12 protein-coding genes and 1 riboswitch are annotated in these 14,731 nt (G+C 61.8%); of the genes, 2 read left to right on the top strand and 10 right to left on the bottom strand.

From position 1 onward, the window contains the following. Positions 1-113: 113 nt before the first annotated feature. From V8J82_RS05465 to V8J82_RS05445, 5 genes are all read right to left on the bottom strand, one after another. The gene (locus V8J82_RS05465; RefSeq protein WP_339972957.1) at positions 114-1,784 is read right to left on the bottom strand and encodes an ABC transporter ATP-binding protein; all 1,671 of its coding nucleotides are present in this window, start codon (positions 1,782-1,784) and stop codon (positions 114-116) included. A gap of 10 nt (positions 1,785-1,794) precedes the next feature. Next, entirely contained in the window at positions 1,795-2,865 is a 1,071-nt protein-coding gene (locus V8J82_RS05460; protein ID WP_339972955.1) for an ABC transporter permease, read from the bottom strand. A 174-nt stretch (positions 2,866-3,039) separates the two neighbouring features. Beyond that, positions 3,040-4,395, bottom strand: a complete 1,356-nt coding sequence (locus V8J82_RS05455) for a CmpA/NrtA family ABC transporter substrate-binding protein (protein ID WP_339972952.1) — start codon at positions 4,393-4,395, stop codon at positions 3,040-3,042. A gap of 270 nt (positions 4,396-4,665) precedes the next feature. After that, on the bottom strand, positions 4,666-5,838 hold the full coding sequence (locus V8J82_RS05450) for an ABC transporter substrate-binding protein (RefSeq protein WP_339972950.1): 1,173 nt from the start codon (positions 5,836-5,838) through the stop codon (positions 4,666-4,668). Next, on the bottom strand, positions 5,835-6,422 hold the full coding sequence (locus tag V8J82_RS05445) for an ANTAR domain-containing response regulator (protein ID WP_339972948.1): 588 nt from the start codon (positions 6,420-6,422) through the stop codon (positions 5,835-5,837). Before V8J82_RS05445 ends, V8J82_RS05450 begins: the two co-directional genes overlap by 4 nt. Positions 6,423-6,617: 195 nt before the next feature. On the opposite strand from V8J82_RS05445, the gene V8J82_RS05440 reads away from it, so the two are divergent. Continuing rightward, a complete protein-coding gene (locus V8J82_RS05440) occupies positions 6,618-7,562 on the top strand; it encodes an aldose epimerase family protein (RefSeq protein WP_339972946.1) in 945 nt (314 codons plus the stop codon). Positions 7,563-7,681: 119 nt separating this feature from the next. Here V8J82_RS05440 and V8J82_RS05435 read toward each other — a convergent pair whose 3' ends face one another. The 5 genes from V8J82_RS05435 to V8J82_RS05415 all read right to left on the bottom strand — a co-directional run bounded on the left by V8J82_RS05435 (position 7,682) and on the right by V8J82_RS05415 (position 13,294). Beyond that, positions 7,682-8,683, bottom strand: coding sequence for a FecCD family ABC transporter permease (locus V8J82_RS05435; RefSeq protein ID WP_339972945.1), 1,002 nt, complete (start codon positions 8,681-8,683; stop codon positions 7,682-7,684). Positions 8,684-8,724: 41 nt separating this feature from the next. Next, entirely contained in the window at positions 8,725-9,660 is a 936-nt protein-coding gene (locus V8J82_RS05430; RefSeq protein ID WP_339972943.1) for an ABC transporter substrate-binding protein, read from the bottom strand. Further along, on the bottom strand, positions 9,657-10,457 hold the full coding sequence (locus V8J82_RS05425) for an ABC transporter ATP-binding protein (protein ID WP_339972940.1): 801 nt from the start codon (positions 10,455-10,457) through the stop codon (positions 9,657-9,659). Before V8J82_RS05425 ends, V8J82_RS05430 begins: the two co-directional genes overlap by 4 nt. Then, entirely contained in the window at positions 10,454-10,864 is a 411-nt protein-coding gene (locus tag V8J82_RS05420; protein ID WP_339972938.1) for a DUF1636 family protein, read from the bottom strand. The genes V8J82_RS05425 and V8J82_RS05420 overlap by 4 nt, the downstream gene beginning before the upstream one ends. Positions 10,865-10,969: 105 nt before the next feature. After that, a riboswitch (cobalamin riboswitch) is annotated at positions 10,970-11,187 on the bottom strand. 148 nt (positions 11,188-11,335) lie between these two features. Beyond that, positions 11,336-13,294: a bifunctional 2',3'-cyclic-nucleotide 2'-phosphodiesterase/3'-nucleotidase gene (locus V8J82_RS05415; RefSeq protein ID WP_339972936.1), complete on the bottom strand. Its 1,959-nt coding sequence runs from the start codon at positions 13,292-13,294 to the stop codon at positions 11,336-11,338. Between the two features lie 219 nt (positions 13,295-13,513). Between V8J82_RS05415 and mgrA the strand changes: the two genes are divergently transcribed. Next, on the top strand, positions 13,514-14,581 hold the full coding sequence (gene mgrA, locus V8J82_RS05410; protein ID WP_339972934.1) for an L-glyceraldehyde 3-phosphate reductase: 1,068 nt from the start codon (positions 13,514-13,516) through the stop codon (positions 14,579-14,581). Positions 14,582-14,731: the final 150 nt, after the last annotated feature.

Here is a 14,731-nt window from a genome sequence, read left to right as displayed (position 1 = left end):
AACACAGGGCAGCGCCCGAGCCTGGCTGGGGGTGATAGCCCCCTCCCGGGGGGAGGGTCGGGGGCTGCCCGGCGATGCCGGGTGCAATAGGTTGATCAATGTCTGCATGCCCCTCACTCCGCCGCGATGGCCGTTTCCGGCTTTTTCGGTTTGGGTTTCGCGCCGTGCTCGTATTCCTCCAGAAAATCGAGCACTTCCTGCCGGTAGGTGTAGTAATCCGGGTGCTCCAGCAGCGCTTTGCGCGTGCGGGGGCGCGGCAGGTCCACCTCGGTGATCTTGCCGATTGTGGCCTGCGGCCCGTTCGTCATCATCACCACGCGGTCGGCCAGCAGGATCGCCTCGTCCACATCATGCGTGACGCAGATCGCCGTCACCTTCGTGCGCGACCACACCTCCATCAGCACTTCCTGCAATTCCCACCGCGTCAGGCTGTCGAGCATGCCGAAGGGCTCATCGAGAAGCAGCAGCTTCGGCGACAGCGCAAAGGCCCGCGCGATGCCAACCCGCTGTTTCATCCCGTTCGACAGATCGGCGGCCTGCTTGTCCATCGCATCGGCCAGGCCCACGCGTTCCAGGTAATATTCCACCACATCCTGCCGCTCGGCCTGGGACGCGCTGGGATAGACCTTGTCCACACCAATCGCGACGTTCTGCTTGGCGCTGAGCCAGGGGAACAGCGACGGCGACTGGAACACCACCGCGCGCTCCGGATCGGCACCTTCCACATGGCGCCCGTCGAGCTTGATCGCGCCCTTTGAGATCGCATTCAGCCCGGCCGCCATGGTCAGCACCGTCGACTTCCCGCAGCCCGAATGGCCGATCAGCGAAATGAACTCGCCCTTGTTGATCTTCAGGTCGAAATCCTCGACCACGGTCAGCGGTCCCTTGGGTGTCGGATAGACCTTGTGAAGCTGGCTGAAATCCAGGAACCGCTCCGCGATCATGCCTTCCTGCGCCTTCGCCACCGCACTGGGCACGCCGTGGATCGGCGTCACCTCGGGCAGCACCCGGCTGCCTTCGACCTTCGCCTCGATCCCCACATCCATCAAATACTTCGTCACCTCCGCACGCAGGCGCTTGAACGTCTCGTCATTGTTCATCGCGTTCCGGTCGCGCGGGCGCGGGATCGTCACCTCAAACGCCTCGGCCAACGTGCCATCGGGGTTTAACGGGATGATCCGATCGGCCAGCAAGATCGCCTCATCCACATCATTGGTGATCAGCACACAGGTCTTCTTGTCGGCCTCCCAAATCCGCTCGATCTCTTCGGCCAGATTGGCGCGGGTCAGCGCATCCAGCGCGCTCAGCGGCTCATCCAGCAACAGCATCTCGGGGTCCATCGCCAGCGCACGCGCCACATTCACCCGCTGCCGCATCCCGCCCGACAATTCCGCCGGGCGCCGCGTGGCCGCATGGCTCAGCCCCACCATCTTCACGTAATGGGCGACCTTGTCGGCGCGCTCGGCCTTGCTGAGGCCCGGAAACATCGTGTCGACCGCCAGGCCCACATTCCCGCTCACCGTCAGCCACGGCATCAGCGAATAGCTCTGGAAGATCACACCGCGCTCGGGGCCCGGTTCGGTCACCGGCGCGCCCTTGAAGGTGACACTGCCCTTCGTCGGCATCTCAAGACCCGCCATCAGGTTGATCAGCGTTGTCTTGCCGGTGCCCGAGAACCCCAGAAGGACAAGGAACTCGCCCTCCTGCACCTGAAGGTTGATGTCCTTCAGAACCGGCGTCTCGCCAAAGCTCTTGGACACGTCGTTTAGCTCAAGAACAGCCATTCCCATGCCCTCAGCGGTTGTTGGTGAAGGTGAAGAGCGATTGGATCGTGAACATCAGCCGGTCCAGCAGGAAGCCGATGATGCCGATAGTGAAGACAGCGACCATGATCTTGGCGAGGCTTTGCGACGATCCGTTCTGGAACTCATCCCAGACGAATTTGCCAAGGCCCGGATTCTGCGCCAGCATTTCGGCGGCGATCAGAACCATCCAACCGACGCCGAGCGACAGGCGCAGGCCGGTGAAGATCAGCGGCAGGGCCGAGGGCAGGACCAGTTTGGTGATCTTGGTCCAGGTGCCCATCTTCAGCACCTTCGAGACGTTGACCAAATCCTTGTCGATGCTCGCGACGCCCAGGGCCGTGTTGATCAGGGTGGGCCACAGCGAACAGAGCGTCACGGTGATGGCCGAGACCAGGAAGGATTTCTCGAACCAGCCATCATCGGTGGTGTAGACGGCCGAGACGACGATGGACACGATCGGCAACCAGGCCAGCGGGCTGACCGGTTTGAAGATCTGAATGATCGGGTTCAGCGCCGCATTGGCCGTCACCGACAGGCCCGCTGCGATGCCCAGGGGCACGGCGACGACAGTGGCGATCAGAAAGCCGAAGAAGACCGTTTTGATCGAGGTCCAAATCTGCTGATAATAGGTCGGCGCGCCGGTGAATTCGCGGTAGCGTGGCTCTTCGCCATTGGCGACGCGCTCGGCGTTACGTTCATCCTGACGCGCATAGAAAGCATCGGCGCGCTCGCGCGTGCGTTCGGCATCGGCATTCAGGTTGATGACCTGTTCCCAGACCTGCGTCGGGCCGGGAATGGCGCCGAGGGAGGTCTGGACCTGCGGTGCGACCGATCCCCAAAGAACCAGGAAGGCCGCAATCGCCAAAAGCGGCACACCCAGCAGCCGCCAGATCTCACCGACCTGGGCGCGGGGATTGTCGCCCGCCGCCGCGCGCAGCATCGGCGTGATCCAGGCCAGGCCCAAAACCTTGAACCAGGTGTCGGCCTTGTTGATCCGGGTGAAGGTCCGCTCGCGGCGGGCCTCTCGGTCGGCGTCGAAATTCGGGTCTACCGTCGTCATCTCTGGCGTCCTTTTCTGCAATGCAGCATGGGCGATGAGCGGGCGGCGTAACGGCGTGTGTAACTACAGAAAAATTACAGCTTCACGACAGGTTCATTATGCCGCTTTCGCCGCCCAATTTTTGGGCAGTCCTGCGGGCGCGCATCCTTGGCACCCGCAGCATTTTTTCGGGAACTATCCCTGCACCTCGCCATTCACGACGGTCTGTTCCCCGGTCAGACCGATGGGGAAGGCGTCGATATAGGCGTTGGGTGTGCGGCCATCATAGGTGATGCCATCGATCATCTCAGAGACCGGCTCGCGGAACCCGTCCGTGTCCCAGGGGAAGTCGGCCTCATTGGCCAAACCGTCCTCTACCAGGCTGCGCGCGGCCTCCAGATAGATGTCTGGGCGATACACCTGCGCCGCGACCTCATGGTACCATTCGTCCGTCTGCGGCTCTGCGATCTGACCCCAACGGCGCATCTGGGTCAGGTACCAGACCGCGTCCGAATAATAGGGGTAGGTCGCGTAGTAGCGGAAGAACACGTTGAAATCCGGGATCTCCCGCACATCGCCGGGCTCGAACTCGAACGTGCCGGTCATCGAGGCGGCAATCACCTCTTCATCCGCACCCACATATTCGGGGTAGGATAGGATGCTGACGGCCTCTTCGCGGTTGGCATTGTCGTTCTCGTCCAGCCACATGCCCGCCCGGATCAGCGCCCGGACGATGGCCTGTGTCGTGTTGGGGTTTTCCTCGGCAAATTCCTCGGTAATGCCGAAGACTTTTTCCGGGTTGTTCGGCCACAGCTGGTAATCGGTGATCACCGGCACACCAATCCCGCGCTGCACTGCTTGCTGGTTCCACGGCTCGCCCACGGCGTAGCCGAAGATCGTGCCGGCCTCCAAAGTGGCGGGCATTTGCGGTGGCGGCGTGACGCTCAGGAACACATCCGCATCGATGGTTCCTGTAATGTCTTCAGGGCTGTAGAAGCCGGGGTTCAACCCGCCAGCGGCCAGCCAGAAGCGGATTTCGTAATTGTGGGTCGAGACCGGGAAGACCATGCCCATGTCGAACCGTGTGCCTTCATCGCGGTATTGTTCGACCACCGGCACCAGGGCCTCGGCGCTGATCGGGTGTTGCGGGCGGCCATCGTCCATCGATGGGATATGCGGGCGCATCAGCTCCCATACCTCGTTCGAGACGGTGATGCCGTTGCCGTTCAGATCCATCGAGAAAGGTGTGATGATATTGGCCTGGGTGCCGTAGCCGATGGTGGCGGCGATCGGCTGGCCTGCCAGCATGTGGGCACCGTCCAGCGTGCCGTCGATGACGCCGTCCAGCAGGACACGCCAATTGGCTTGCGCTTCGAGGGTGACGAACAGGCCCTCATCCTCGAAATAGCCCATCTCGTAGGCAATAGCCAAAGGCGCCATGTCGGTGAGTTTGATGAAGCCGAAGGTCAATTCGTCGACTTCCAGATCCTGGGCGAGGGCCGGGCTGATCAGCGCGGTGGTCGCAGCCAAAGCAGCGATATACGTCTTCATGGAACGATGTCCTTTCCTGGCATCCAGTCGGCGCGGGGTGAGGAGGTTGGCTGACCGGAAAAACAAAAAGAGCCGCTGACACGCACCGTGAGATTTCACGGCGGGTCGAGCGGCTTTGCTCGGTCTTCCCTGTTTTGGGAAATAACGGGCCGAGACACCGTTGCCTCGGATGTATACAGGCTCACACTTCCGGAGAGGCGGCGCAAGCATCCGCATTAAGGTCGGGTCATTTGCGGGGTTGGAAATGCTGCACTGCCGAAAAATTGTGCATCAAGCCGGGCCAGGATCAAAAATGCGTCCATCGAAAAACCCATCCGGCTGCAAAAACAGCCGCCCACTCTCCGACGCCACCGGCGTCGGCTGCCGAATCGAGCCCTCGAGTTTGCTGGACGCGCCGGGCATCGGGGCGCCGGTGGGGGCCAGATGGTGCCGGTAGAGGTCGCTACGGAACACGTGGCGCGCCTTGCGGCTGGCCTGGGTTGGATCCAGCCCGGCCCGCCGCGCCACTTGTTCGGCGATCCACGCCGCCTGGCTGCGCCAGGGGAAGCTGGCCGCACCGTCGTGGAATTCCAGAAATCCAGGCGTGGCGCGCTGGTCGCCCTGTGGTGTGATCGTCAAATGGCCTGACAGGGATCGGTCAATGATTTCAGGCGCCATGCGCAGATAGTCCGGCCGCGCTAATATCTCTGCGGCCACAACCGCATTCGCAGGGACCGAGAGCCAACGCCCGGCATTCCACGTGGCGCGCATGATGCGGCCCAGCAGGCTTGGCTCGGTCTCGGCCCAATCGGTGCGGACAGCCAGAACCTTTTCCGGCGCAAACCGCCAGATCGCACTGCCTGGCAGCAACAAGCTGGCAATGCCACGCTCCACCGCGATGGATCCCCAGGGCTCGCCCACGCAAAAAGCGTCCACCTCACCGGCGGCCAACGCGTCGGCCATCAGTGGCGGCGGCACGGTATGGATTTCGGCGCGGTCGGCGGGCCACCCAACGGCCTGAAACCAATAACGCAAGATTTCGTGGTGCATCGAAAACGGAAACGGCACACCAAAGCGCAGCGGCCCGTCGATTGCCGACAGCAATGCCGCGCCCGCCGCGCCCGCATCTGCAAAGTCAAACCCATAGCCCGCGTCGCGCAGCCGCCCGGCCAATGCGTTCGACACCCCGATGGCATTGCCATTCACAGACAAGACCGCAACCGCCGAAATTGGCGTGGCCACGCCGCCCAATCCCAGCGCCATCGCCACAGGGATCGGGGATAGAAGATGCGCGGCGTCCACACGCCCGAAGGCCAGCATATCGCGGACCGAAGACCATGAGGGCGCGCGCACCAGATCCAGATGAACACCTTCATTGCGGGCGAAGCCCATTTCCTCAGCGATGATCAGGGGCGCGGCATCCACCAACGGGATGTAGCCGACGGAGACGGTCACATCGCTCATGACAACAGCCCCGCCGATGTTACCAGCGCTTCGGCCACATCTGCGACGCGGCGCCCTTGATCCATCGCCGCTTTGCGCAGCAGGGCATAGGCCTCATCCTCGCCGACGCCCTTGGCTTTCATCACCAGCCCCTTGGCGCGGTCGATCAGTTTGCGCTCTTCCAGGGCGCGGCGGGTTTCATCCAATTCGGAGCGCATCTGGCGAAACATCCGAAACCGCGCCGTAGCCGCGTCCAGCACGGGCTGCAGGCGTTCGGGTTTCAGCCCATCGACCACATAGGCCGACACACCCGCTTCAATCGCGCGCGTCGCCAGATCGCCTGCGCCGCCGCCAGAGGCAAACATCGCCACAGGGCGTTCCAACGGGCCGGTGGCAAGTGTCAATTCTTCCAACATATCGCGGGAGGGGTTTTCGACATCGATCAGCACGATATCCGGGCGCCGTGCCGCGATATGGCGCGCAAGACCGGTCATTTCGCTGATCACAAAGACGGCGTGGTCGCCATAAGCCTTCAGCGCGTCCACGATCTGAACCGCGCGGTCCCGGTCTTGTTCGACCACCACGATGGAAAGCGCCTCCGCCATGGCGCGACGAAACCGATGGGTGCGCGTCTTGCCAAGCATGCGCCCATCGCTTGGCAGCGGGCTCAGCTTTGGCTGCCGGATCTTCTGGCGACTTGCCTATTTTTTGAGCGGTTCTTGGATCGCGCCCAGCCCTCGACATCCACGGTGGTTTTGCCTTTTCTCAGGCACGTAGCGGATGATGGGGGAGGGGATGGAATGACGGCCCAGATGTTTGAGCTTTCCAACGGTCAAATCAGCGCTGGGATCACCGATTTCGGCGCCAGCTTGGTCAGTTTGCGGCTAAAAGGTTGGCCCCAAGATCTGGTGCTCGGATTTCCTGAGCTCAGCGATCAAGTGGCCGATCCCCACTATATGGGCGCGATCGTGGGCCGATATGCGAACCGCATCGCGGAGGGACGGATGCAGATCGGTGCCAAGCTTTATCAACTCGATCGCAATGAAAACGGGGTCACACATCTGCACGGAGGAAATGCGGGCTTTGCCCGGCGGATGTGGCAGGCGGCGGAGGTATCCCCGCAGCGTCTGACGCTGCGCATGGAAAGCCAAGCGGGGGAATCGGGCTATCCGGGTGCCCTGCAAGCAGAGGTGATCTATGAACTCGATGGCGCCGCCCTGCGTGTGAAGCTTATGGCGCGAAGCGATGCCGAGACCATCGTGAATCTGTGCCACCATCCCTATTTCAACCTCAGTGGAGCTACCGAGACAGACGCTCACAGGTTGTGGATCGCGGCAGAGCGCTACCTGCCGACCGATGCGGCCCAGATCCCCACAGGAGAGCAGGCACGCGTTTCAGACACGCGCTTCGATTTCACCACGCCGCGCGCGGTGCCGATGGGGGTGTTTGACCACACCTATTGTCTGCATGGGGAGCCGTCTGGCCGGATGGCCCATGCCGCAACGCTGTCCGCTGGCCCGCGCGCGCTGGAGCTTTGGACCACGCAGCCCGGTCTGCATCTTTACAATGCCGCTCATCTGGTGCCGGGGCCGAGTGGCCATCATGGGCAGCCTTATGGCCCGTATTCGGCGATTTGCCTGGAGGCGCAGGGATGGCCGGACAGCCCGAACCATCCGGACTTCCCATCGACCAAATTGCGCCCTGGCGACACATATCGCCAAGTCACGGAGTACCGTCTGTCCTAGCGGTGTCGGACCAAGGCCAAGACCGGATGCGGATCGCGCTCGCGCCGAGCGTTCAATCTGGAACGTGGCCTTCGAACAGGGGATCGGGCGTGACTCCCCGATCAGAGCCGAGCCATGCGCTATATCTGGCGGCGCAGCAGAGCGACGAAGAACACACCCCCGATCAGACCTGTGACGATCCCGATGGGCATGTCTTCGGGCGCCATGACCCGTCGTGCGATGATATCGGCCCAGAGGAGGAAGATGGCGCCTGCGATTGCTGAACAGGGCAGCACCCGCGCATAATCTCCGCCCACGATGGCGCGGACGATATGCGGGATCATCAGGCCGACAAATCCGATCATCCCCGAAAACGCTACCATCACGCCGGTGACAAGCGCCCCAATCACAAAGACCGACCGCCGGAAGGCGACCACAGGGATCCCGAGCGAGGTTGCGGTTTCGTCACCGATGGTCATTGCGTTCAGATCTGCCGCCCGTGACCAGAGCCAGATGGCACAGGGCAGTAGAACCATCAGCGGATAGATGAGGTGGCTCCATTGTGCCAATCCCAGACCGCCCAACATCCAAAACACGACCGTATGGGCCGCCCGTGGATCACCCAAAAAGATCAGCAGATTGGCGGCGGCCATAATCACGAAGGATACGGCGACCCCGGTCAATACCAGGCGATCTGCGCTGGAGGCACCAGCAAAGCGCGCCACGGCCAGCACCGCCGCAGTCGCAGCCAAGGCACCCAGAAACGCCATCAGCGGCACTGTCAAAAGACCTATGAACAGGCCGGTATGCAGCAGCGCCAGAATTGCCCCGAACCCCCCACCCGAGGAGATGCCCAGCAAGTGCGGATCGGCCAGCGGGTTGCGGGTCACCGCCTGCAGGCTCGCCCCGACCACTGCCAGCCCCGCCCCGACAATCGCTGCGAGAAGGGCGCGGGGAAACCGGATGTCCCAGATGATGGCTTCGCGACCGCTGGACCAATCCGGTGTGATCAGGCCCAACCCCATCTGGTTGGACAAGACGCCCCAAACCGTGCGCAGCGGCACCGAGACGGCGCCCACCGAGACCGCAAAGCTGAGCGAGACGAAGAGTATTCCAAACCCGGCCAGCACGATAAGTGGCATGCGCAGCGATACGCTACGTGACTGGCTGGGGCGGGACAGGCTCATTCGCCCCAGAACGCCTCGGCCAGGCGCCCGACAGCGGCGACATTGCGCGGGCCGGGGGTGGCCTCGACATAATCGAGCACGACGAAGCGATCGTTTTGGACGGCGCTGATGCCCGACAAAGCGGGGTTATTGCGCATGAAGTCCATTTTCTGTTCGGCGGTGACCTCGCCATAGTTCACGATGATCACGACCTCTGGGTCGCGTTCAACAACCGCTTCCCAACTGACGGTGCCCCAGCTTTCGCGGAAATCATCCATGATGTTCACGCCGCCCGCGGCCTGGATGAGGGCGGTGGGCATCGCGAAATGTCCGGCGGTGAAGGGCGTGTCCTCGCCGCTATCATAGACAAACACCCGCGGCGCGGGGCCGTCGGTTTCCAGGCCAGCCAAGATCTCATTCAGCTCGGCCTCGTAGCCGGCGATCAATTCCTCAGCCAGGGGCTCCACCCCGAAGATGATCCCCAGATTGCGCAAATCGTTATACATCAGGTCCAACGTGACCTGCTGCTCCATCCCCAGATGGATGCAGCTTTCGGTCAGCTCGTAGACCTTGATGCCGAAGCGGTCCAATGTCTCGGGCGTCACCTCGCCACCGACGCGCATACCGTAATTCCACCCTGCGAAGAAGAAATCCGCATCAGCGCCCGCCAGCACTTCGAGAGTGGGGTAGCGCTCTGCCAATTCCGGCAATTCGGCGACACCGGCGCGGATCTCAGGGTTCAGATGGTTCCAGCCCGAAATGCCGGTATAGCCCACCATGTGATCGGTCAGGCCCAGCACCAGCATCATCTCGGTCAGGTTCACATCGTGAGAGATGGCCGCCTGCGGCACATTGTCAAAGGTGATCTCGCGGTCGCAGCTTTGCACCGTTGCCTGGGCCAACGCAGCCGACCCCATTAGCGTTAGGCCAAAGGTGAGGAAGAGGGGTTTCATTGCAGCGTGCTCCGTTGGTTTTGCAGATGAAATGTAAAATGGCGCGCCGAGGATCGGTTGAGCCAATCGGCACGGGCCTGAACCTGGAAGGCGTCGGTCACCAATTGTTCTGTCAGCACATCTGTCGGCGGCCCAAAAGCCAGTGGATGCCCCTGATCCAGCACCAGAATGTCGTCGCAGGTCTCGGCGGCCAGGTTGAGATCGTGCAGGCTGGTGACGACGGTCACATCCAGGTGCCGGATCAACTCCAGCACCTCAAGCTGATGGCGGATGTCCAAATGGTTGGTGGGTTCGTCCAGGACCAGCAATTGCGGTTGTTGGGCCAAAGCACGGGCCACCATAACGCGCTGGCGTTCGCCGCCTGACAGAGTGCCGAACAGACGTGCGCTGAACGGCGCGAGGTCAAGCTGTGCCAGGGCATTGGCCACGATTTCAGCCTCATGGGCGCCTGCCATCTGGAAGCCTGTCCGGTGTGGCACGCGCCCAAGCGAGACAATCTCGCGTATTGTCAGCGCGAAGTCGGTGGGTTGTTCCTGCAGCACTGCCGCGACCTTGCGGGCCGCTGCGCGTGGCGGGATCGCCCAGATATCCGCGCCGCCCACCTGAATGCGGCCCGTCAGCGGAAGGTTGTAGCGGTAGAGCATGCGCAGAAGCGTGGATTTCCCAGCGCCGTTCGGGCCCACAACACCCATGATGCGCCCGGCCGACAGGGTGAAACTGGTGGGATGCAGGACAGGCGTTTCAGCGCGGGGTGCTGCCCAGGATACGTTCTCGACAATCAGCTCTTCGGCGTTCATTGCAGCACGTCCTGACGGTCTTCCATAACCGTTATCGCGGCAGGCACCCGGGCCAACGTGGTCTTGCGCAGCTTGCCGGGACGGTCGACCGACGAACACCAACCATCATCCAGATCGGCATATTGGCGCGCGAAGGTGACAAGATCGGCGATGTCCTCATCGGGATCGATATCGCCAAACAGATATGTTGCTTTGCGCGTGCCATGATAGGCGATCGTGCAGGGGCGGTCGCAGCCCGCCATGCAGGCGATCCCGGAAATTTCGAAAGTGTCGTTGATCGTGTCGCCCGCCATGTCGATGGCCAGGCGCAACCGCTGGATCAACTCATATCCTGGACGGCAATCGGTGCCCTTGTGCTTGCACGATGTGCAAACCGTAATGCGATGATGGGTGCTTGTCCGGGTCATGTCGCCCTCCGCGATGATGCGGGGGCGTCAAGGTACCAGAACCAAATGCGGCCCGTGCCGGATATTGCATTCTCAGTCTCCTTTCCGGGCACCCCGCCCGGGTTTCAGTTGGATCGAGCAATGGCAGGTCTCCTGACTTCGCGGGTCGCGGCGCATCGTCGGCCTTCCCGGGAGGGGTCCCAGTGGCGTGTTGCGAGGCGCTCACCGCTTACAGTTGCGGGGGCAGTCACGGACTTGGCGCTGTCGAAGGCGGCGCCGCACCGTGTTCCCTTTTCATCCGTCGGGCCGTGAGGCCGTCCGGAACCATTACATCTTTGACGGGTAAGTCGATTCCGCAGCTCCCGCAAGGCGAAAGAGTTTTGCGGGCGCGCGGGTCGATTTCGGCGCCTGTGCACCCTTGGGATCGCGTGGGTGTTCGAATGCGGGCGGGAATGCCGAACGGATCCGGCATTCCCGGTTTGTGCAATGACGTCAGAGCGTGATGCGATAGCGGGCAAAGCCATCCGGTCCGTCGCCCGCAGCCTCGATCGTCACGCCTTCGACGGCATCCATGAACTGCGCAGCGGCGGGGCCGGTATCAAACAGCACCGTGGTGCCCTCCATCGGCGCAAAGGTCCAATTGGCATCGGCTGAGGGGCTGACCGTGCCCTGTTCGACGATATAGCGCACGATGACGTCGCGGTTGGTATCCGGCCCTTCGAACACCACCGTTTCCGGTGAAGCGCCCGGGAAGTTGCCACCGCCGCCAGCGCGGTAGTTGTTTGTGGCGACGATGAAGACCTGCTCAGGATCGATCGGCGCGCCTTGATACATCAGGTTTACAATCCGATGCGCGTCTTGGGCGACGACCTCGCCGTCATTGTCGTAGCGCGAGGGTTGGCTGAGATCGATTTGATAGGTCACGCCATCGATCACGTCGAAATTGTAGGATGGGAAATCCGGATTCAGCAGAACCTGATCGGCCACCCCTGCCTCGATCTGGTTGAACATGCCCGCGGAACGCTCCAGCCATTCGCGCACCTCGGCCCCGGTGATCCGCACTGCGCGGACCGTATTGGGATAGAGGTACAGATCCGCGACGTTCTTGATCGCGATCGCCCCTGCAGGGACATCGGTGAAGTATTCCGGCCCACCACGGCCACCGGCCTTGAACGGCGCGGCAGCGGACAGGATGGGCAGACCTTCATTCTCGGTGCCCGCCATCATCTGCTCGATATACCAGGTCTGTGCGTTCGACACGATCTGCACCGAGGGGTCGTCGGCCACCAGAGCGAAATAGCTGTGTAATGGCGCATCACTTTGTCCAACCTCGGCGCGCACATATTCCAACGTGGCGTCATGATCGGCTTGGACGGCCTCCAGTACCGAAGGGACGCTGTCCACAAGTGGCGTGACCGAGCGGTCCTCTTCCCGGCGAGAAATCGGCCGCGCCTCAGACATATGTGAGGCGATCCGCCAGCTATTGCCGTCCCGCTCCAGCATCAGATCGACCAGACCCATATGGCTGCCCCAGAACCCGGCCATAACAGCCGGTTTGCCCATGATGGTGCCAGCCGCGGTGTCGACGCCGGGGGTTTCATCGTAGTCCGGGCCCGGGAAAACGCGGTGGTGGTGACCGGTCAGGATCGCGTCGATGCCGTTGATGGCCGCCAGCGGGATCGAGGCATTTTCCATCCCGTCAAAGTGATCCGCGCCTTCGATGCCGGAATGGCTGAGCGCGATGATCAGATCGGCCCCTTCCTCGCGCATTTGCGGCACATAGGCGCGCGCGGTCTCGATGATGTCGCGGGCCATGACATTGCCTTCCAGGTGGCGGCGATCCCATGTCATGATTTGCGGCGGAACAAAGCCGATCAGGCCGATGCGGATCGGATGCGCCTCTCCGGCGCCATCTGTGATTGTCCGGTCGAGGATCACATAGGGTGGGACGAGTGTGGTGTCTTCGGTGGGCGAAGCGCCCATTTCGGTCGCCACATTTGCGCAAACGACCGGGAAGCTTGACCCCGACAGCGAGTTCATCAGGAAATTGATGCCATAGTTGAATTCGTGATTGCCCAGGGTCGACGCATCGAAGCCGAGCGTATTCATCGCGGCGATGATCGGGTGGCTGTCACCTTCGGACATGCCTCGTTCATAGGCCATGTAGTCGCCCATCGGATTGCCCTGCAGGAAATCTCCATTGTCCAGTAGCAGAGAATTCGTCGATTCCGCCCGGACCTCTTCAATGAGAGCAGCGGTGCGGGCCAGACCAACCGTGTCGACGGGACGATCGCCATAGTAATCGTATGGGAAGATATGAACGTGCAGATCCGTGGTTTCCATCAGGCGCAGATGTGCCTGACCGGCCTGCGCGCGTGCCGAGAACGGGTGCAGTGCGATAAAGCCAGCGGTTGAGGCGAGAAAAGCCCGACGATTGAGTAGAAGCGGCATTGTAAAACTCCCGTTGTTGCAGCGCGATGCGCACGTGCTTAGTTGCAGCGAGAATGTCCGTTGTATCTCCAAAAACGGAATTCGTCCGATCCATGCTGCCGATATGTGACGATGACATGTCAGTCTCGCCCCTAAGTCGATGTTGGCACATAGGTGCAGCGCCGAACAGAGAGCGTAGGATCGGTTTGACAGTTCGGGCTGTTCGGGGATGATGCGCGCATGACAAACGCCTCTCGTCCGCCCAAGCCCAAAATCATTCCCTACCGCCCCGATCCGGACCGTTACGACAAGATGCTGTATCGCCGGTGTGGTCAATCTGGCCTGAAGCTGCCTGCCATCAGTTTGGGCCTTTGGCACAATTTCGGGGGGGATACGCCGCACAGCCTGAAGCGCGCCATGTGCCAGACGGCCTTTGACCATGGCATCACGCATTTCGACCTCGCCAACAATTACGGGCCACCTGCGGGCTCTGCCGAAGAAGCCTTTGGCGAGATCCTGAGAACCGATTTCGCCGGATATCGCGACGAGCTGATCATTTCGTCGAAGGCAGGCTATGACATGTGGCCCGGGCCCTATGGCGAATGGGGCTCGCGCAAATATCTGATCGCGTCCTGCGATCAATCGCTGAAGCGGATGGGCCTCGACTATGTCGATATCTTCTATTCGCACCGCTTCGATCCGGACACACCGCTGGAAGAGACGATGGGCGCGCTGGATCATATCGTCCGCTCCGGCCGCGCGCTTTATGTGGGGATTTCAAGCTACAACTCGCAGCGCACGCGCGAGGCGCTGGCTATTCTGTCGGATCTGGGCACGCCCTGTTTGATCCACCAACCCTCCTACAATCTGCTGAACCGCTGGGTCGAACATGATGGCCTGCTGGACACGCTGGACGAGCTTGGTGTCGGCTCCATCGCCTTTACTCCGCTGGCACAGGGAATTCTGACCTCAAAATACCTAAACGGTATCCCCGAAGGCAGCCGGGCGACCCAGGGCAAATCGTTGCTGGACGGTATGATCAACGAGCGGTCGCTTGCCAGTGTCCGTGCCCTGAATGCGCTGGCAGAGGCGCGTGGCCAAACCTTGGCGCAGATGGCGCTGGCCTGGGTGCTGCGCGGCGGGCGCGTTACCACCGCGCTGATCGGCGCCTCGCGCCCTGAACAAATTGTCGATTGCGCTGCTGTTATCGACAATCTTGAATTTAGCGACGCCGAGCTTGCGAGGATCGATGAAATCAGTTCGGAAGAGGCGATCAATCTTTGGGCCAAGTCCTCTGAAACGTCTTAAGGCGCAAGCGGACGGGTAGAGACATCGTCGGCGTTGTCAGACAGATCGCGCCGCCTTGACCGCGCCGGACCTCGGGGGGCGATCTAACCGCTCGACCCACACATACCTACTTCGTCCGCCGCGAAAGGGGCGGGGTATCCGAAAGAGCAC

It is taken from the genome of Gymnodinialimonas mytili (genome assembly GCF_037544085.1).
GTDB classification, from domain to species: domain Bacteria; phylum Pseudomonadota; class Alphaproteobacteria; order Rhodobacterales; family Rhodobacteraceae; genus Gymnodinialimonas; species Gymnodinialimonas mytili.
This window is presented reverse-complemented; position numbering and strand designations above follow the sequence as displayed.